Source organism: Pseudomonas sp. TMW22091 (assembly GCF_022496705.1).
Lineage (GTDB): Bacteria > Pseudomonadota > Gammaproteobacteria > Pseudomonadales > Pseudomonadaceae > Aquipseudomonas > Aquipseudomonas saxonica.
Genome location: NZ_SCFI01000019.1, coordinates 1 through 20,528 on the forward strand (window position 1 = coordinate 1; position 20,528 = coordinate 20,528).

Annotated in this window: 8 protein-coding genes and 1 pseudogene; 4 read left to right on the top strand and 5 right to left on the bottom strand. The window is 60.0% G+C overall.

Going from position 1 to position 20,528, the window contains the following annotated elements:
- Nucleotides 1-159: 159 nt before the first annotated feature.
- Entirely contained in the window at nucleotides 160-13,170 is a 13,011-nt protein-coding gene (locus EQV93_RS22090) for a non-ribosomal peptide synthetase (RefSeq protein ID WP_240892463.1), read from the bottom strand.
- A gap of 62 nt (nucleotides 13,171-13,232) precedes the next feature.
- On the bottom strand, nucleotides 13,233-13,979 hold the full coding sequence (locus EQV93_RS22095; protein ID WP_240892464.1) for a thioesterase II family protein: 747 nt from the start codon (nucleotides 13,977-13,979) through the stop codon (nucleotides 13,233-13,235).
- 321 nt (nucleotides 13,980-14,300) lie between these two features.
- On the opposite strand from EQV93_RS22095, the gene EQV93_RS22100 reads away from it, so the two are divergent.
- A complete protein-coding gene (locus tag EQV93_RS22100; protein WP_122785664.1) occupies nucleotides 14,301-14,849 on the top strand; it encodes an RNA polymerase factor sigma-70 in 549 nt (182 codons plus the stop codon).
- Between the two features lie 69 nt (nucleotides 14,850-14,918).
- Here the strand turns inward: EQV93_RS22100 and EQV93_RS22105 are convergent.
- Nucleotides 14,919-15,521, bottom strand: a pseudogene (locus tag EQV93_RS22105) (GNAT family N-acetyltransferase); the annotation flags it as partial.
- Nucleotides 15,522-15,628: 107 nt separating this feature from the next.
- Nucleotides 15,629-16,426: a substrate-binding periplasmic protein gene (locus EQV93_RS22110; RefSeq protein ID WP_233609060.1), complete on the bottom strand. Its 798-nt coding sequence runs from the start codon at nucleotides 16,424-16,426 to the stop codon at nucleotides 15,629-15,631.
- 213 nt (nucleotides 16,427-16,639) lie between these two features.
- On the opposite strand from EQV93_RS22110, the gene EQV93_RS22115 reads away from it, so the two are divergent.
- Both EQV93_RS22115 and ppnP read left to right on the top strand, forming a co-directional pair.
- The gene (locus EQV93_RS22115; protein ID WP_146386504.1) at nucleotides 16,640-17,182 is read left to right on the top strand and encodes an exonuclease domain-containing protein; all 543 of its coding nucleotides are present in this window, start codon (nucleotides 16,640-16,642) and stop codon (nucleotides 17,180-17,182) included.
- Between the two features lie 90 nt (nucleotides 17,183-17,272).
- Nucleotides 17,273-17,554 carry a pyrimidine/purine nucleoside phosphorylase gene (ppnP, locus tag EQV93_RS22120; RefSeq protein WP_240892465.1) on the top strand — a complete coding sequence of 94 codons (282 nt, stop codon included), beginning with the start codon at nucleotides 17,273-17,275 and terminating at the stop codon, nucleotides 17,552-17,554.
- Nucleotides 17,555-17,636: 82 nt separating this feature from the next.
- Here the strand turns inward: ppnP and EQV93_RS22125 are convergent, their stop codons facing one another.
- Nucleotides 17,637-18,983: a DEAD/DEAH box helicase gene (locus EQV93_RS22125; RefSeq protein WP_122785668.1), complete on the bottom strand. Its 1,347-nt coding sequence runs from the start codon at nucleotides 18,981-18,983 to the stop codon at nucleotides 17,637-17,639.
- Between the two features lie 192 nt (nucleotides 18,984-19,175).
- Here EQV93_RS22125 and EQV93_RS22130 point away from each other — a divergent pair, with 192 nt between their 5' ends.
- Entirely contained in the window at nucleotides 19,176-20,483 is a 1,308-nt protein-coding gene (locus tag EQV93_RS22130; RefSeq protein ID WP_240892466.1) for a mechanosensitive ion channel family protein, read from the top strand.
- Nucleotides 20,484-20,528: the final 45 nt, after the last annotated feature.

Sequence of the window (20,528 nt, forward strand, 5' to 3'; positions counted from 1 at the left end):
CGAGACGAAGATCCATGGCGGACACCTCTTTCCAGGACACATCACACCTCCTAAGGGTCAATGTGTCCTATTAAAAGTGTTCGCGATGTCTCCGAACATTGTGTTCGCTATGTCCCCGGTCCATACACCGGGAGAGGGTTGGGGTGAGGGGCGGTTGATTTACAACCCTTCCAGCTCCGCCATCAGATCACTCAGGCGATCGACCTTCTCCTCGTTGATTTCGCTGCTTTCCAGCCCTTCGATATAAAGCGCCAGTTGTTCGACACAACTGCACTCAAACATCGCCCGCAGCGGCACGTTGCGTTGCAATACCTTTTGCACCCGCGACGCGATTTGCGTGGCCAGTAAAGAGTGTCCGCCCAGTTCAAAGAAGTTGTCCCTCACCCCCACTCGCTCGACGTTCAATACGTCCGACCAGATGTCAGCCAAGGTCTGTTCCAGCGGCGAACGCGGCGCCAGATAGTCGTCACGTTGCTGTTGACCGATTTCTATCAACGGCAACGCCCGGCGATCCAGCTTGCCATTGGCGTTCAGCGGCAAACGCGCCAGCCACTGCCAATGCAAGGGCACCATGTACTCCGGCAGCTCAGCGCGCAGCCGCTGCTTGATGTGCTCCAGGCACTCGCTTTGACCCGGATCAGCGACCGCCGCCACCAGATAACCCACCAGGTACTTGCCGTTTGGCCCCTGCTGCACGCTGACCGCTGCATCACGTACCCACGGATGATCGTGCAGACGCGCTTCAATTTCCCCCAGCTCGATCCGGTAACCGCGAATCTTGACCTGATGGTCGATGCGTCCGACGTACTCCAGCACACCGTCCATGCGGCGCCGCGCCAGATCGCCAGTGCGATACAAACGCTCACCCGGTGCGCCGAAAGGATGCGGCACAAAGGCGCTCGCAGTACGCAGCGGGTCACTGACATAACCCCGGCCCACGCCGGTACCGGCGACACACAACTCCCCTGTCCCACCCAGCGGTACCAGTTGCAATGCCTCGTCGAGCACGTACAAACGGTTGTTGTCAGTGGGCGTGCCAATGGGCAAATAACTGCCTTGGGTCGACGCTTTATCAACCAGGAAGAACGCCACGTCATCGGAGCACTCTGCCGGGCCATAGGCATTCACCAGTCCGATCTGCGGGTAGCGCAGCAGCCATTGCTGGGCCAGTTCGGGCGGCATCGCTTCGCCGGTAGGCAGCAACCAGCGCAGACCGTCGAGTGGCACGGTGTCTTCTGCCAGCATGCCCTGAATCAGGGACGGCACACTTTCCAGCACGCTGATACCGTGGGCATTGACGTGTGCCAACAAGGCCTGCGGATCATGGGCCAGGGCGTTGGGCACGATGTTGACGCTGGCACCGAACAAGGGCGCGGCAAGGAACTGCCACACCGAAATATCAAAACTTTGCGACGCCGTCTGCGCGATCACATCCCGCTCGCTGAGGTGCAGGTAAGGCACTTTGCTCAACTGGTTATTGAGCATGCCGCGCTGTTCGACCATGACCCCTTTGGGCAGGCCAGTAGAACCGGAGGTGTAGATCACATACGCCAGATTGTCCGGCTGGCTATACACCTGCGGGTCGTGCTCGGCCGGCGTCTGGTCTTGTACCTCTTCCCAGACCAGTAAACGCGGACGATTCGCGCAACCCGACTCATCCAGCAAGGCCTGGGCCTGCTCGCGGTAAGCCGCCGTACACACCAGCAATGGCGTGCGGCTCAATTCGATGATGCGGCTCAACCGCGCTTCAGGCAGGCCCGGGTCGAGTGGCAAGTAAGCCGCCCCGGCCTTGAAGCTGCCGATGATCATGCCCAGCAGTTCCAGGCCGCGCTCGGCCAGCAGCGCGATCGGTTGATCCGCTTTGATACCCGCGCCAAGCAAGGCATGGCCCAGTCGGTTGCTGCGCTGGTTGAGGTCGGCATAGCACCACTGCTGATCCAGACAGCGGGCTACCGTTCGCTGCGGGTGCGCCGCCACCTGCGCTTCAAACAGCTCGATATAACTTTGCTGCAACGGATAGTGGCGCTGGCTCTGGTTGCACCCGTCGAGCAAGAAGTGCCGCTCGGCTTCGCCCAACAAAGGCAGTTCAGCCATGTCGCCTTCGATGCCCGCCATCAAGGCCAGCAACAGGCGTTTGAACTCGGCCAGCAAACGCTCGACGCTGTCGTGCTCGAAGAAGCGCTGGTCATACGACAGGTGCAGACCCAGGTCATCGCCGGGGTAACACACCGCCGTCAACGGGAAGTTGGTGTGCGTGCGCCCCGAATCCGAAGTCGCGTTCAGGTGCTGGGCACGGTCCATCACCGAGATGTCCACGGGTGCGTTTTCAAACACAAACAGGCTGTCGAACAGCGGCTGCCCCTTGGGCAGCTCACTGCGCTCCTGAATCGTCACCAACGGCACGTATTCGTATTCGCGCAGCTCCATATTGTGTTCGAGCAACCCGCTCAGCCATTGCCGAACCCCCAGCGCCTGACCGTCTGCGGGCATTTTCACGCGCAGGGCCACACTGTTGATAAACAAGCCAACGGTCTGTTGCATCTGTGGCAACTCGACCGGCCGCCCGGCCACGGTGACGCCGAACAGCACATCGCGCTCGCCGCTGAAACGCCGCAGTACCAAGGCCCACGCTGCTTGCGCGAAGGTGTTGATGGTCAGCTTGTGCTGCTGGGCCAGCTCCCGCAGGCGCACGCCGTCTTGCACCTCAAGCCGGGTGTAGCAGTCACCCACCCGCATGCCGCCGCTGTCACCCGCGTGTTCACGCAGGAACGGACGGTCGCTGGGGATGTAGGTGGTCTGCTCGAAACCCTGCAAGTTGCGCTGCCACCAGGCATTGGCATGTTGCAAATCCTGACGTTGCAGCCAGCCAATGTAGTCGCGATAGCGCGGCGGCGCGGCCAGTTGCGCGGCGCGTTGCTCGCCCAGCGCGCTGTAGATTTCGAAGAAGTCACTCATCAGCAACGAGCGGCACCAGGCATCAATCAGAATGTGGTGGTTGCTCATCATGAACCAGTAACGGGCGTCATCGACACGGATCAGGCGCAGGTGGAACGGTGCCTGATTGAGCAAATCAAAGCCGGCTTCGCGCTCCTCCTTGAGCAACGCTTGCAGGCGTGGCTCGTGGCTGTCCTGTGGCTCGCCACGCCAGTCAAGGAAGTCAATGGCGGAGGCACCGGGCCGATGGATGATTTGCAGCATCTGTTCGCCGACATTCCAGCAGAACGACGCACGCAAGGCTTCGTGACGGGCAATCACCGCCTGCCACGCCTCGGCAAACCGCTGCGGGTCGAGGGCGCTATTGATGCGGTAGCGGTCCTGCATGAAATACAGCCCGGTGCCGGGTTCGAGCAGCGTGTGCACGAGCATGCCCTCCTGCATCGGCGTCAACGGATAGAGGTCTTCAATCTGTTGCGCCGCCACCGGCAGCGCGTCCAGTTGCACCTGACTGAGGCTCGTCAGCGGGAAGTCGGACGGGGTCAAACCGCCCGCGTCAGCGCTCAGGCAATGCGCAATGAGTGTTTCCAACTCGCTGATATAAGCGTTGGCCAAGGTGGCGATGGTCTGCGGAGTAAAGCGCTCGGCACTGAAGGTCCAGCGCAACTGCAATTGGCCGCCATAGACCTGACCGTCAATGCTCAGCTCGTTGGGCAAAGGGGCCAGCGGGTCGTGGGCGGCTCCCGTGGCTTCATCCAACGGGCGGAACAGGGCGTCAGCGCCAAAGCTCTGGTCGAACTGGCCGAGGTAGTTGAACGTCACCGCCGCTCCCGGCAGATCTGCCAGCGCCTGACGGGTGGCGCTATCGGTCAGGTAACGCAACACGCCGTAGCCCAGCCCTTTGTGCGGGATGCTGCGCAGTTGTTCTTTGATGGCCTTGATCGAAGCGCCCTGCCCGCCTTCTGCCTGCGGGGTCAGGCGCAGCGGGTAGGCACTGGTAAACCAGCCCACGGTGCGGCTCAGGTCGATGTCGTCAAACAGCGTTTCGCGGCCGTGGCCTTCGAGCTGGATCAACGCCGATGGCTGCCCGGTCCAGCGACACAATACCCGCGCCAGAGCGGTCAATAACAGGTCATTGACCTGAGTGCGGTAAGCGCTGGGGGCTTGCTGCAACAGTTGCGTGGTGCGTTCAGCGTCCAGGTGCACGCTGACGGTATGGCCATGGCGGTTTTGCCCGCCGCCGTGCGGGTTGTCACACGGCAAGTTCACCGGCGACCCGCTGAGTTGTTGTTGCCACAGGCTGAGTTCTTCGCGCAGGGAATCGCTGCTGGCATAGGCCTGCAACCGCGTGGTCCAGGCCCGCAAGGCGCTGGTCTTGCCCGGCAATGACGGCGGTTGCTGCTGCGCCAGTTGGCGATAAAGGGTTTGCAGGTCTTCGAGCAATACGCGCCAGGACACGCCGTCGACCGCCAAGTGATGGATCACCAACAACAAGCGTTGCTGACCCTGCGGGGCGTCTACCAGCACGGCACGTACCAGCGCGCCTTGCTGCTCATCGAGGCTGCGCTGGGCCTGCTCGAACAGGTCGAGGCTGTGTTGCAGATCCGTCACGGTGGCGTGGCTCAGCACGTTGCCTGCCCCATCCGCGCGGTAGTCGGCGCGCCATTGGCCGTCCACCTGATGGAAGCTCAGGCGCAGGGCGTCGTGGTGCTGCAGCAAGGCGTTCAGTGCTTGCTCCAGCAGCGGCGCTCGCAGACGTTGCACAGGTTCGAGCAACAGGGTCTGGTTCCAGTGATTACGCTTCGGTATGGCAGTTTCAAAGAACCAGTGCTGGATCGGCGTCAGGCCGACCTCGCCGGTGAGTACCCCCTGTTCAGCGAGGGTCTGTTCGGTAAGGGTGGCGACACTCGCCAGCGCCTGCACGGTTTGATGCTGAAACAGATCACGCGGGCTGAAATGGATACCCAGTTGGCGTGCGCGGCTGACCACTTGAATCGACAGAATCGAGTCGCCACCCAGCTCAAAGAAGTTATCGTCCAACCCCACCTGGCTCAGGTTCAGCACGTCACACCACACCTGCGCCAGACTCTGTTCCAGCGCATTGCTTGGGGCCACGTACTGTTGACGGTTGAGTTCAATATCGGGCGTCGGCAAGGCGCGCCGGTCCAACTTGCCGTTGGCGGTCAGCGGCATGCTGGCCAGCAACACCAGATGGGTCGGCACCATGTAGTCGGGCAGCTGGGTTTTGAGCTGACGCTTGAGGTCATCGCGCAAGGCTGCTTGCGCCTGCTCGTCGTGCTGCGCCGCGCTGCACACCAGGTACGCGGCCAATTGCTTGCCCCCGGGCATGTCCAGCGCCAGCACCACCGCTTCGCGCACCGCAGGGTGATCGAGCAGGCAGTTTTCGATTTCCCCCAGCTCGATACGGAAACCGCGAATTTTCACTTGATGGTCGATGCGTCCGACATATTCGACCAGCCCGTCAACACGCTGGCGTACCAGATCGCCGGTGCGGTACAGGCGCCCGCCGTTGCCGGCAAACGGGTCGGCGACAAAACGTTCGGCGGTCAGACCGGCACGCTGGTGATAGCCCTGAGCCAAACCGGCGCCACCGATGTACAACTCACCGACAGCCCCTTGCGGCACCAGCGCCAGGCCGGCATCGAGGATATACGCGACCCGGGCACCAATGACCTGTCCGATGGGCACACTGGTGGCGCCATCTTCGAGTTGTGCCGGGGCCAGACTGGCCAGCGGCATGACCACGGTTTCGGTCGGCCCGTAGGCGTTGAAAAACACCTCGGGGCTGAACGCGGCGCGAATGCGCTGCAAATGCTCCCCGGTGAGCGCTTCACCGCCGGTGATGCACATGCGCACGGGCAAGGTCTGCTCGCGACTGGCCAACCATTGCGCCAACTGGCTGCCATAGCTGGGCGTAAAGCCCAGAATGCTGACCTGTTGCTCGTCGATCAATTGGCAGATTTGCTCGGCATCCCATTGCCCTTGGGCTCGCAGCACCACCCGCGCGCCGCACAGTAAAGGCGCCAGCAAGCGCTCGGTGGCGGCGTCAAAATTGATCGAGTAAAAATGCAATTCGCAGTCATCGCTACGCATGCCGAAGCGCTCAATCACAGCTCGGCAATGCATGGCAATTTCGCCGTGGGACACCATCACGCCTTTCGGCTGCCCGGTAGAACCCGAGGTGTAAATCAGGTACGCCTGATGCTGTGCCAGGCTGATAAACGGCACTTCGCCGGTCGGGTAAGCGGCCAAGGTTTCTCGATCATCTTCAAGACAGCCGCGCACCACGCCAGCAGGCAACTCGCCCAAGGCTTCGAACAATGCGCGATGGCTTAGCAGCACGCCAATACCGCTGTCTTCGATCATGTAATGCAGGCGTTCGAGCGGGTACTCCGGGTCCAGCGGCACATAGGCGCCACCGGCCTTGAGGATCGCCAGCAGGCCGATCACCATGTCCAGCGAGCGCTCCAGCGCCAGCCCCACGCGCACCTGCGGGCCGACACCGCGTTCACGCAGCATCCAGGCCATCTGATTCGCGCGGCGGTCAAGCTCGCCGTAGCTCAGGTGCTGCCTGGCAAAAGTCAGGGCGATGGCGTCAGGGTCTGCCTGCGCTTGTTCGGCAAACAGACGGTGAATGCACAGGTCAAGGTCATGCCCGGCCGCAGATGGCGCCAGCCCGTCAAGCAAGCGCTGTTGCTCGGCGTCTGCCAATAACGGCAATTCGCTGAGGCGTTGTTGCGGGTCGCCCAGCAAGGCTTCCAGCAGATTGCGCCAATGCTCGGCCATGCGCGCAATGCGCGGTTGGTCAAACAAGTCGGTGCTGTAGGTCAGGCAACAGCCCAGGCGATGGTCGAGGTCGGTGACTTCCAGATTGAGGTCGAACTTGGTCGCCCGCGCATCGTTGGGCAGAAACTCGACGGTCATGCCCGCCAACTGGCGGCTTTGCTGGAACTCCCAGCGCTGCACGTTGCACATCACTTGAAACAACGGGTTGTACGCGGCACTGCGCGGCGGTTGCAGCGCGTCGACCAGATGATCAAACGGCAAGTCCTGATGGGACTGGCCCTCGATCACCGTGTTGCGCACTTGCTCGAACAGGTCGGCAACACGCATCTGCCCGTCCAGCTCACAGCGCAGCACCTGGGTGTTGAGGAAGGCACCGATCAGCCCTTCGCTTTCCGGGCGAATGCGGTTAGCCACGGGGGCACCGATGCGCAAATCGTTCTGACCGCTGTAGCGATGCAGCAGCACCGCCAATGTCGCGGTCATGGTCATAAACAGGGTCAGGCCGTGCTGGGCATTGAACGCCCGCACGCGCGCGGCCAGGTCATCGCTGAGGTCGAAACGGTACAGTTCACCCTTGTAGCTTTGCACCGACGGCCGTGGTCGGTCGGCGGGCAGCTCCAATAGCGGATGTTCGTTGCCCAGTTTTGCCATCCAGTAATCGAGCTGACGCTGACGCTCGCCCGACTCCAGCCACTGACGCTGCCACACGCTGTAGTCCAGGTATTGCACGGCCAGAGGGGCCAGCGGCGACTGGCGATCATCCAGAAAGGCTTCGTACAGTTCGGCCAGTTCGCGGGCGAAGATGTCCATCGCCCACCCTTCGGTGACGATGTGGTGCAAGGTCAGTACAAAGTAATGCTCACGCTCACCCGCCTTGACCATGCAGGCGCGCAGCAACGGTCCGCTCTCAAGATCAAACGGCTGGTGCGCTTCGTGATCGGCCAGCGCGTGCAGGCGCTGCTGACGGGTCTGCTCGTTGAGGCTGCTCAAGTCCAGCCAGGCCATGTCCACACCGGTTTGGGCCTGGACGGTTTGACAGGCCACGCCGTCCACACTCGGAAAGGTGGTGCGCAGGGTTTCATGGCGCAGCAGCAGGGCTTGCAAGGCCGCCTCGAAGCGCCCGACATCCAGTAGGCCTTTGAGGCGCGCCATGCCACCGACGTTGTAGGCCGGGCTGTCGGGTTCCATTTTCCAGAGAAACCACATGCGCTGTTGGGAGTAGGACAAGGGCACCGGCTGGCTACGGTCAACGAGGCCAATCGGTTGCTGGGTATTGCGCTGCCCCGCCGCCTGAATCTGCGCGACCTGAGCGACAAACGCGCCCAGTTCGCTGGCTTCAAACAACGTGCGCAACCCCAGCTCCACGTCACAGGCCTGACGCACACGGGAGACGATTTGCGTGGCCAGCAAGGAGTGCCCGCCCAGGGCAAAGAAGTCATCGCGCAGGCCGATTTGCGTCTGCCCCAGCACGTTGCGCCAAATCGCGGCGATCTGTTGCTCAAGCTCGGTGGCCGGCGCCACAAACTCGCTGACCTGCCACTGCGGCTCGGGCAAGGCGCGGCGATCCAGTTTGCCACTCGGGCTCAACGGCATCGCCTCCAGACGCAGTAACTGCGCCGGCACCATGTAGTCGGGCAATTGCGCGGCCAGTGCGGCCTTGAGTTCGTTGCTCTGCGTCTCTTCGGCCAGCGTGCACTGCAGCGCTGTGTAGTAGCCGATCAGTTGTGGCCCTGCGCCAGTTTCGCGAATGACCACGGCCGCCTGTGCCACGTGTGGCAATGCCAGCAGGCACGCTTCGATTTCCTGTGGCTCGACCCGAAAGCCACGCAGTTTGACTTGCTGATCGAGCCGCCCGAGGTATTCCAGCACGCCTTCGGTGTTCCAGCGCACCCGGTCACCGGTGCGGTACAGGCGCGCGCCCGGCTCGCCCAGCGGGTCGGCAATAAAGCGTTCGGCAGTCAGCCCCGGACGCGCCAGATAGCCGCGCGCAAGGCCGCTCCCGCCAATGCACAATTCGCCCGGCACACCGGTGGGCAGCGGATTGAGCTCGCTGTCGAGTACCCGGCACAACACGTTGCCCAAAGGGCGGCCGATCGGTGAGCGCTCACCGTCTTCAACGCGGCAATGCCAATGGGTGACATTGATCGCGGTTTCGGTCGGCCCGTAACGGTTGTGCAACTGCGCGTTCGGCAGGTGCTGCAGGACGCGATTGCGCAGCTCGGCCGGCAATGCTTCGCCGCCGCTGAACACCCGACGCAAGCTGGTGCAGTGGACGCTCTGCGGTTCATCCACGAACAGGCTTAACAAGGGCGGCACAAAGTGCAAGGTGGTCACGCCAAACTGTTGCACCAACTGCGCAATGCGCTGGGGGTCGCGATGCTCACCGGGGCCGGCCAGCACCAGACGGCAGCCGGTAATCAGCGGCCAGAAGCACTCCCACACCGACACGTCAAAACTGATCGGGGCTTTTTGCATCAGCACGTCATCGGCTTGCAGCGCGTAGGTGGTTTGCATCCATTGCAGGCGCTCGCTCAGCGCGGCGTGAGTGTTGCCCACCCCTTTGGGCTGACCGGTGGAACCGGAGGTGTAGATCACATAGGCGAGGTTATCACCGTGCAGGTGCAAACCCGGTGCGTGGCTGGGCCAGTTATCGAGCTTGAGACAGTCCATCGCAATGGCACTGACGCTGCTCAGGTGCGGCAAGCCGTCCAGCAGGTGGCTTTGCGTCAGCAACAAGGTGGCGCCGCAGTCTTGCAGCATGTAGTTCAGGCGTTCTGGCGGGTAATCCGGGTCCAGCGGCACGTAGGCACCGCCCGCCTTGAGAATGGCCAGCAAACCGATCAGCAGGTGCGGCGAACGCTCGACAGCAATGGCCACGGGTACATCCGGCCCCACGCCCTTGTCCCGCAAGTAATGCGCAAGGCGGTTGGCCTGTGTGTGCAGACTGGCAACGTCGAGGCTGCCACCGTCCCAGACCAGCGCGACGCGCTCAGGGGTCAGTTGCGCTTGCTGCTCCAGTAAGTGCGGCAGCCAGTACTGGGCCGACTCGCAGGGTGCAGCCCCCCATTGCTGCTGTTCGGTTAACTGCTGCGCGCTCATCCCTTGTAAATCACCGAGGGCCTTCTCGCTGTCCTCGCTGACTTGGCGCAACAGGCTGACAAAGTGCTCGGCCAGTCGCTCAATCGTGGCGGCCTCGAACAGTCCATCGGCGTAATCAAAGGACAGTTTCAGGCGGCCCTGATGGTCTTCTTCGCTGTGCAGTTGCAGGTCGAACTTGGCTTCGCGGCTGTGCCAATCCAGCTCATCGGCCAGCAGGCCCGGCAAGCGGCGCAAGGCGCTGAGGTCGCGCTGTTGGTGGTTGAACATGACTTGGAACAGGCCATGCTCGCGGGCCTGGGGGAACGCTTCGAGCACTTGCTCAAACGGCACGTCCTGATGGCCTTGGGCATCCAGGGTGGCCTGACGGGTTTGCGCCAGTAATTGGGTGAAAGGCAAACGGCCGTGTAACTCCGCGCGCAGCACCAGGGTATTGATGAAGAACCCGATCAGGCCGTGGGTTTCCTGACGCCCACGGTTGGCGCTGGGCACGCCGATACGAATATCGCACTGGCCCGTGTAGCGATGCAGCAATGTTTGAAAGGTCGCCAGCAGCAGCATGAAAGCGGTGCTGTCGTGGGCCTGCGCGGTCGAACGCACGGCGTCGCACAGCGCGGCATCCAGTTTCAGGCTGTAGCGTGCCGCGCTGCGCCGCTCAAGGGCGGAGCGCGGATGGTCAGTGGCTAACGAAAGTACCGGATGCTCATCGCCCAGTTGTGTTTTCCAGTAATGCAGTTGGCGTTCCGCTTCACCTTGCGCCAACCACTGACGCTGCCAACTGCCGTAGTCGGCGTACTGCAGCGCCAATGGCGTCAGCGCCAGCGGCTGGCCGAGGCAGGCCGCAGCGTACAGCCGGGAAAACTCGTCGATCAGCACGTTCAGCGACCAGCCATCGGCAATGATGTGGTGCAGGGTCAGCAGCAGTTGGTGGTCTTCATCGTCCAGCTTGAGCAGCATGACTCTGAACAGCGAACCGTTGCCGAGATTGAATGGAACCTGTGCTTGTTCTTCACGGATCTGTTGCGCACGCAGCTCACGCTCAGGGGCTGGCAGGTCGCGAAGATCGATGACGTGCAGGTCAACCTCTGCGGCCTTGTCGACCCGTTGCAAGGCGTGCTCGTCACGCTGATAGAAGCCGGTACGCAGGCCTTCATGGCGCTCGATCAAGTGCGTGAAGCTGCTGCGCAACGCGGCTTCATTCAGCTCACCGCGCAAGCGCAACGCGCCGGGGATGGTGAAGGCGCAGCTGTCAGGGGCCAGTTGCCACAAAAACCACAGGCGGTTTTGCGCCAGCGACTGTGGCAGTTCGTCCTGCCGGTTCAGGTGCGGGATATTGCCTTGGGCCAACCCGCTGTCCTGTTGCAGTGCGCCGACCTGCGCGACGAAGGCGCCGAGGGTCGGCGCTTCAAACAACAGACGCAGATTAAGTTCGAGCTTGAGTTCTTCCCGCAAGCGGGCGATCACTTGGGTGGCCACAATCGAGTTGCCGCCCAACAGGAAAAAATGGTCATCGGCGGCCACTTGCTCGACGTGCAAATGCTCGCACCAGACCCAGGCGATCAGCGCTTCCAGATCACTGGCGCGATGCTGCGCAGCGGGCAGCGAGTCCGCTGGCTGCGGGGCCGGAAATTGCGCGTAAGTGTCGAGACTGCCATCGGCTAGCCGGCTGCGGCAGGCCGAGCGCTGCAGCTTGCCGCTGGAGGTCTTGGGCAGCGCACCGGGGTTGAGCAGCACGACCACGCTCGGGGCTTGCTGGCAAGCGTCGGCCACGGCCTGGCGAATGGCAGTGATCAGCGCTTCGGCAGGCAGTATTTTTTGCACGCTGCGGCTGATTTCTGCGGCGATACCAATGCCCTCCTCACCTTTGACATTGACCGCAAAGGCCGCCACCCGGCCTTTGCGCACGACGTCAACTTCACGCTCAATGACTTTTTCAATGTCTTGGGGGTACAGGTTGTGGCCGCGTACGATCAGCAAGTCTTTCAGGCGACCGGTGATGAACAGCTCGCCGTCACGCATAAAGCCCAGATCGCCGGTTCGCAACCAGGTTGCGCCGTCACGTTTGACGAACGTTTCGGCGCTGGCCTTCGGGTTACGCCAGTAGCCGTGGGCGATGCTCGGGCCGCTGGCCCAGACTTCACCGACAAGGTTGTCTGCCAACGCGTTAAGGCTGTGCGCGTCGACAATGCGTACCGCATGTTCTGGCTGGTGGGTGCCGCAACTCATGACCGCGCAGCCTTCGCCCGGCACGATACGGTTGTTGGCCAATTCCAGTTCGTTCAGGCACAAGGCCGGGATGCCCTTGCCACGCTGCCCGCCGGCAACAAACAAGGTGGCTTCGGCCAGCCCGTAGGAGGCGAAATAGCTGTCCGGGGTAAAACCGCATGGGGCAAATTTTTCGGCAAAGCGTTCAAGTGTGTCCTGGCGGATAGGCTCGGAACCTGAATAGGCCACCCGCCAGCGGCTCAGGTCCAACCCGGCCAGAGCGGTTTCACTGACTCGTTCGCTGCACAGCCGATAGGCGAAGTCCGGGCCGCCACTGATGGTGCCGCCGTATTCACTGATGGCTTCGAGCCAACGCAGTGGGCGGGTAAGGAAATACGCCGGGGACATCAACACGCACGGCACACCGCTGAAGATAGGTTGCAGTAAACCACCGATCAGGCCCATGTCGTGGTACAGCGGCAACCAGCTGACAATCACGTCATCGGGGTTAAGGTCGATGCCGAACCCCCGGCGGATCAGCACCTCATTGGCGACCAGATTGCCGTGGGTCACTTGAACGCCTTTGGGCAAGGCGGTGGAACCCGAGGTGTATTGCAAGAAGGCCACGTCATCAGCCTGCAAGGTAACCGGTCGCCAGGCCTGCACGGCGTCGGGTTCGATTTCGTCGACACAGAGCAAGTGCGGGGCATCGGTCGCGCAGAGCTCGCTCATCTGCAACAAGGACTGGCGCAAAGTGCTACAGGTCAGCAGCAGGCGCGGTTCGGCATCGTCGAGGATCGACAGCAAACGCTCTTGGTGATGACGTTTGCTCGACTCGGGTGGATACGCCGGCACGGCGATGATGCCCGCATACAGGCAAGCAAAGAATGCCGCGACGTAGTCCGGGCCGCTGGGAAACAGCAGCACCGCCCGATCACCCACTGCCGCATGGGCCTGCAAGGCGGCGGCGATGGTACGCGCCCGAAGGTCCAGGTCATGGTAGGTGAGCACTTGGTTGGCCGCCGGGTCATCGGCCAGAAAGCGCAGCGCCTGACGATCAGGGGTCAGGGCTGCACGTTGCGCAAGGGCTTGAGCCAGAGTGCCGGGGAGTTCGAACGCGTCCATCATGGGGTTTCCTGCCTGGGGTCGGCTTGAAAGAAATTCGGTGTGTTTGTAACGGCGGGTGGCGCTTACACAGACAGGCGAGCCTGTTGATTGCGCCAGCGCGTCAAATGCTCTTCGGCATAACGGCGCAGGCAGCGCAGCAGCGGCACTTCTTGCTGCACCAGAAAGAAGTGATGCCCTTCAAACAGGTCGAGGGAAAACTTGCTGCTGGTATCGGTTTGCCAGTCCAGCAATTGCTCGGCACGCACGCTGTCCTGCTTGCCGCCAAAAACGTGGATGGGCATGGGCAACGGCGAACGTTGGCCGTAGCTGAAACTGCCGCACAACAGGAAGTCGGCGCGCAGAATCGGCAGCATCATCTGCATCAATTCGGCATTGGCCAGCACCTCTTCACCGGTGCCTTTGAGTTCGCGCAGGCGCTCGATCAATTGCTGATCGGTTTTAGCCACTGCGTATTCGCTGACATCGCGCCGCGACGGCCCGGCGGTGGCCGAAGCAAACAGCGCAAGCGGCGCAGGCAGCCCTCGCTCGCGCAGTGCATGAGCCAGTTCAAACGCCAGCAAGCCGCCCAGGCTATGCCCAAACAAGGCATAAGGACGGTCAAGTTCGGCACTGATTTCGTCCGCCAGTTGCGCCGCCAGACGGCGTATGTCGCTTTGCAACGGCTCGTCCATGCGCATGCCGCGACCGGGCAGTTCGAGCGGTCGCACGTGCAACCATTCGGGCATTGAACGACGCCAGCGGCTATAGGCCATGGCACTGGCGCCGGAGTAAGGCAGGCAAAATAAGCGCAGCATGATGGGCTCACTCATCCGCCATTGCTCCGACACTTGAATGCCACCTGTCCACGATCAAAAACATCCCGCCCTCCTGTGCCCACTCATTCGTCACCGGCTTGCATCACCGGCTGTAATCCATTGAGAACGGTTAACTCAGGCAAATAATTAGTCAGGGCAATAGTGGCATTTTGAATCTGGCTGAGACGGATGTGAGGCATGTCTCAATCTTCTGTCAGACACGGCATTAGTTCTTTTTCTCATTTGACAATCATTATCATTCAACCTAATTTGTTGCCAGCTGTGTAGGTGGCCTCACAAGGGCCCGCACTCATTCATTTGCAGCAGGTGATCTCCATGACGGAACAAGTGTCGACAAGCAGGTGCGACTCACCCTTACTTCAGGCCTTTGTTGATAATCGGATTATTCTGGTCAAAATCGCGGCACGCATTACCGGCTGCCGATCCAGGGCAGAAGACGTGGTGCAGGATGCTTTTTTTCGCTTGCAGTCGGCGCCGCAAATCACTTCTTCGTTCAAGGCTCAACTGAGCTACCTGTTTCAGATCGTGCGCAACCTTGCGATTGACCACTACCGTAAACAAGCCTTGGAGCAACGCTACTCGGGCCCGGAAGAAGAAGGTTTGAATGTGGTCATTCATGGCGCGTCGCCCGAGACTTCACATATCAATTTTTCGACGCTGGAACATATCGAGACTGCGCTGAACGATCTGCCCAGCCGTACCCGCTACGCGTTCGAGATGTACCGCCTGCACGGCGTCCAGCAAAAAGACATCGCCAAGGAACTGGGCGTTTCGCCCACGCTGGTGAATTTCATGATTCGCGATGCACTGGTGCACTGCCGCAAGGTCTCAGGCACACAGGCGGATACCTTTGCCCGGCGCTGAACACCCGCGCCACCGAAGCGCTTTGGTCAGCGACTTGGCAAGCAATCATCGCTGACCAGCCACTCGCACTCAGCCCAGTACACGCCCCTCAAAAAAATCTTCGCGACTCTGCATCATCAAGGCCGCGCGCTTGTGCGGAAAATCGAATTCCTTGACGCAGTGATAGCCCTGCGATTGCATGTAGCTGATCATTTTGTCGTTATCGGCACGCGGTTCAGCCACCACGCGCTGGGTGCGCGGCTCATCCTCGAACAGGTAATGGGTCAGGGCCTGCATCCAGCTGGCCACTTTGTGCGGCCCCCGATGGGCCTGCTCACCCACCAGCATATGAATGCCCCGGTCGTAATCGCCTGCGTCGTAGAACGGCGCAATACGATCTTCCTTGGCCCAATACGCTTCGAAATAAGCAAACGGCTGGTCATCGAAGCAGCCGATCAGGGTCAGCGTATGCGGGTCTGCAGCGAGTTTTTCGAGGTAGTGGCGATGTTGTTCCAAGCTGCCGCCCTCCTCCCAGAATGCCATTACCCGCGGGGTGTTTTGCCAACGGCTGAAGCGCTCAAGGTCGACGGCGATATCCAGCGTACGCAACGAAACCCACGCGCCGAGCTGCGGATCAAAGCGTCGGTACACTTCGCCTGCTGGTTTGGCCGGTCGCTGAGGGTGGTCGGCCCCTGAACGGGCAGTGGCTGACAGTGGTGTCGATGAGGGAGATGTCATGGGCAAGGGCTCGCATTAGTCGTCAACAGATAGGCTGTGTGACGTGGGCCGCGCCTTGAAATTTAGGGCACCCTACCGCCTGCGGTTGGCTCGGGTGTCACAACTTCGATTTGGTAAGGCGCAAAAATGGCCTTCAGTTGACCATTGTTGCGAAGAATTTCCATGAGCTGAGCAAACTGCTGGCCCTGGATCGGCGCTTGTGGACGTAGTAACGCGTAGTGGTGATAGATGTGATCGACGCGGTCAGACACCAAGACCTGGTTGCTGAATTGCGGTTTATTGTTCAGCAAGTCAACGAGGTGGGAACGGGTGATCAAGGCAATGTCCACACGCCCGCGCATGACCATCTGCAAGTTGCTCAAGTGGGAGTACGTCAGGCTTACATTGAATGTATCGGACAGGAATTTCGGATCGGTGTTGTAGCCGGCAAAGGCATAGTGATAACCGTTGAAGAGCGCCAGTCGTTTACTGCCCGGGTTATCAAAATAACTTTGCTGACGCCCCTCTTCCTGCTTGGCGACAAATACTTCGGCATCTCTAAGGCCCATATCCACAGGCGTTTGCGCTATTCCCTGCCATCCCCAGGCGGGATTTTCAAACAACACCATGTCCATTTTGCCTTGCTTGAACTCACGAAAGCGGCGCGCATTGGACGTAGGCACAATGACGAACCGAAAATCGCTTTGCAACGCGTTCAGGGCGGCCAGCAGTTGCGGTAACAGACCGGTATCGACACCGATCTCGGGCCGGACCGTATACGGAGGGAAGTGCGCAGCTCCAACCCTGACTTCCTGGGCAGCCCAGACAGGTGTCAGCAGAGTTGCACCAAGAACCATCACTACGCCGCGGGCCATCCACATTGGCAGACACTTCAAAGCCGTGTACCTCTGGGGGTTGCCCATCACTGAACTTATTAATTGGCACACGACCAGAGAGTTGTGTGCCGAGGTAATTTAAGCGGGCACAGAATATCAAGCAAGCACTTGGCTGGCACACTGCAAATTAAGTAGGTGCAAGTCGATGCCTTGGCTACTCTCCACCACCAACGCCAATGCTGTTTAAGGAAGCTGCACATGCCTCACTGGCTGGTCATTGACCTGGAAGCGACAACCGATGATGGCGGCTGGCCTTTATCCGATATGGAAGTGATCGAACTCGGCGCCAGCGTGGTCACTCGCTCGGGTCGGGAAGTGGATCACTTCCAGCGGTTTATCCGCCCCCAGCGGCGGCCGCTGTTGACCCCTTTTTGCCGTCAGTTGACGCGCATCAGCCAACCAGACATTGATAGCGCCGCCCCGATGCTGAAGGTGTGGCCGCAATTCGAACGCTGGCTCGGTCAACACCTGCCCAAGCTTGAAGGCTGGGCCAGTTGGGGCGACTACGACCGCAAGCAACTGGAACAGGAGTGGCAGCAAAAAAATCTGGACAGCGCGTTGGCCCGGCTGCCGCACATAAACCTCAAGCAGCAGTTTGCTCAGGCCCGCCAGCTAAAGCATGCGCTGGGACTCAACAGTGCATTGCAACTGGCCGGCATGCAGTTCAACGGGCAACAACACAGGGCGCTGGAAGATGCCCGCAATACAGCCCGTTTATTACCACTGGTTTTCGCGGTTTAGGCTCAAGAACAAGCGTTATAAAGGGCGTGACGGGATATACCGGCTTCTGCATACTGGCCAGCCTTTTTGAGTCCATTGCGAGGAAGCGCCATGTTTAAAGTCAACGAATACTTCGACGGTACCGTCAAGTCGATTGCCTTCACACAAGCCGATGGCAGTGCAACTATTGGCGTCATGGCCCCGGGTGAATATGAGTTCGGCACAGCAGAGCGTGAAATCATGCATGTGGTGTCGGGTGAACTGAGTGTGAAGCTGCCAGGCAGCGACGCGTTTGAAACGTTTAAAACCGGCAGCCAGTTCAATGTGCCCGCCAACAGCAAGTTTCAGCTCAAAGTGGCTGTTGATACGGCTTACCTGTGTGAGTACCGCTGAGAATTCCGACCCCTCCAGCACCTTGAGCAGACCATAAAAAAACCCGGCTTTCGCCGGGTTTTTTGTGAGTCACGATAACGTGTTACTCAGCCGCAGGGGCTTCTGGCTTGCGGCGCTTGAGCGGCGCCATGCCGTCTTTGCTGACCAGCGACAGCGCGTCGGTCTTTGGACGGTTGGCGATTTTGCGCTTTGTCGGTGCCTTGGCGCCGGTCTTCTTCTTGGCGCCTTTGGCGTCGGTCTTTTTCTTCTTGACCCCTACCGCTTTACCCGACGCTTTGACGTTTTTAGGGCCGCCGTAGACGCCTTTGACTTCCTTGATCACGCGGCGCTCGAAGCTCTGCTTCAAGTAACGCTCGATGCTGGACATGAGGTTCCAGTCACCGTGACAGATCAACGAGATCGCCAGGCCATCATTACCGGCACGGCCAGTACGGCCAATACGGTGAACGTATTCGTCGCCGCTGCGGGGCATGTCGAAGTTGATCACCATATCCAGACCTTCTACGTCCAGACCACGGGCAGCCACGTCTGTGGCCACGAGGATTTTGACGCCGCCTTGCTTGAGGCGGTCAATGGCCAGCTTGCGGTCCTTCTGGTCTTTCTCACCGTGCAAGACAAAAGCCTTGTACTCCTGCGCCACCAGACGACCGTAGATACGGTCAGCCATGGCACGGGTATTGGTGAAAATAATGGCCTTCTGATAAGTCTCGTTGGCCAGCAACCAGTTCACGATTTGTTCTTTGTGCTGGTTGTGGTCAGCGGTGATGATTTGCTGACGCGTGGTGGCGTTCAGCTGGCTGACCTGATTGAGCTGCAAGTGCTCAGGGTTGGTCAGCACCTTGCCGATCATCTCGCGCAGGCCGGAACCACCGGTGGTGGCCGAGAACAGCATGGTTTGCTGACGGTTCGGGCATTCGTCGACCAGACGCTGAACGTCTTCGGAGAAGCCCATGTCGAGCATGCGGTCGGCTTCGTCCAGCACCAGCACTTCAACCTCTTTGAGGTCAAGGTTGCCAGCGTTCAGTTGCTCCAGCAAACGGCCGGGCGTACCGATAAGAATGTCCGGCACCTTGCGCAGCATGGCGGCCTGAACCTTGAAGTCTTCACCGCCGGTGATCAGACCGGACTTGATGAACGTGAACTGCGAAAAACGCTCAACTTCTTTCAGCGTTTGCTGTGCCAGCTCGCGGGTCGGCAGCAAAATCAGCGCTTTGATGCTCACGCGAATTTTGGCCGGGCCTATCAGACGATTGAGGATCGGCAGGACGAAAGCAGCTGTTTTGCCGCTCCCGGTTTGAGCTGTAACCCGCAGGTCACGCCCTTCGAGCGCGAGCGGGATGGCCGCTGCTTGCACAGGCGTAGGCTCGACAAATTTAAGCTCGGCCACAGCTTTAAGCAGGCGTTCGTGCAGGGCGAAATCGGAAAACACGGGTGCTACCTCGAAGAAATACAAAAAATCAGCGGCATAGAGTAACGGTTTCGAGCGCGCAGGCCGAGTTACTTTGCACGAACGGCATGAAACAAATGGTTTTTTAGGCTCTTTAGTCCAATCGAGTGCCCTAAAACGCCCTGAAGTGCTCTAATTCCATCGTCATTTATTACTGAGATAACGTTTTAGCTTATGGATACTCAAGCACTCTGGGGCAAAATCCAGGACCTGTGGGCCTCTTTGGATCAACATCCCTGGATCACGGCCTTGATGGGACTGATCGTTCTGGTGGGCGTTGCCCTGCTCGCAGGCCACGTCGCACGCATCATTATTTTGCGCGTGACCAAAATCCTCGCTCGCCAGCCAGCCCTGCACTGGGTCAATGATCTGCGCGAGCACAAGGTCTTCGATCGCCTGGCGCAAATGACTCCTTCGCTGATGGTGCAGTTTGGACGCAACCTTGTACCGGACATGAGCGACACTGGCCGTCACTTCTTGGGCAACCTGGCACTGGCCATCACAATTTTCGCGCTGACACGGGTTATATCGTCCCTGCTGGACGCTTTGCTCGACATCTATTCGCGCACCAATTACGCCAAGACACGCCCGATCAAGGGTTATATCCAGCTGGCTAAAATGCTGCTGTATGTGTTTTCGGCCATCATTATTGTCGCCACCCTGATCGACCGCTCGCCCATGTTGCTGCTGTCGGGGCTGGGTGCCATGTCGGCGGTGATTTTGCTGGTCTACAAAGACACTCTGTTGTCGTTCGTGGCCAGTGTGCAGTTGACCAGCAACGATTTGCTGCGGGTGGGTGACTGGATCGAAATGCCGCAGGTGGGTGCCGATGGTGACGTGATCGATATCACTTTGCACACGGTCAAAGTGCAGAATTTCGATAAAACCATTGTGTCCATTCCAACCTGGCGCTTGATGTCCGAGTCGTTCAAGAACTGGCGCGGCATGCAGCAATCCGGCGGTCGACGCATCAAGCGCAGCCTGTTTATCGACGCCGGCGATATTGGCTTTTTAAGCGATGCACAGGAACAACGTCTGGAGCAGGTACGCCTGTTGAGCGATTACCTGATGCGCAAAAAAGTTGAGCTCAAGCACTGGAACGAAGCCCAGGGCAATGTCGCCGCCCTGTCCGCCAACCGTCGGCGCATGACCAATATCGGCACCTTCCGCGCTTATGCACTGGCGTATTTGAAGAGCCACCCCGATATTCAGCCGAACATGACCTGCATGGTTCGCCAACTGCAAGCCACACCACAAGGCGTGCCGCTGGAGGTGTACTGCTTTACCCGCACGACGGTATGGGACGAATACGAGCGTATTCAGGGGGATATTTTTGACTACCTGCTGTCACTCTTGCCCGAGTTTGGCTTGAGTGTGTACCAGCAACCCAGCGGCAATGACCTGCGCCAGGGCTTGCAGGCCAAGTCTCAAGCGCCGTTGGTGGTGACTGAACCGGTAAGCGAAGATTCTCGTAGCAGCTGACGAGTAATGCGAGGCTGCGTTCGACGATGCAATCGTCGCAAGGGT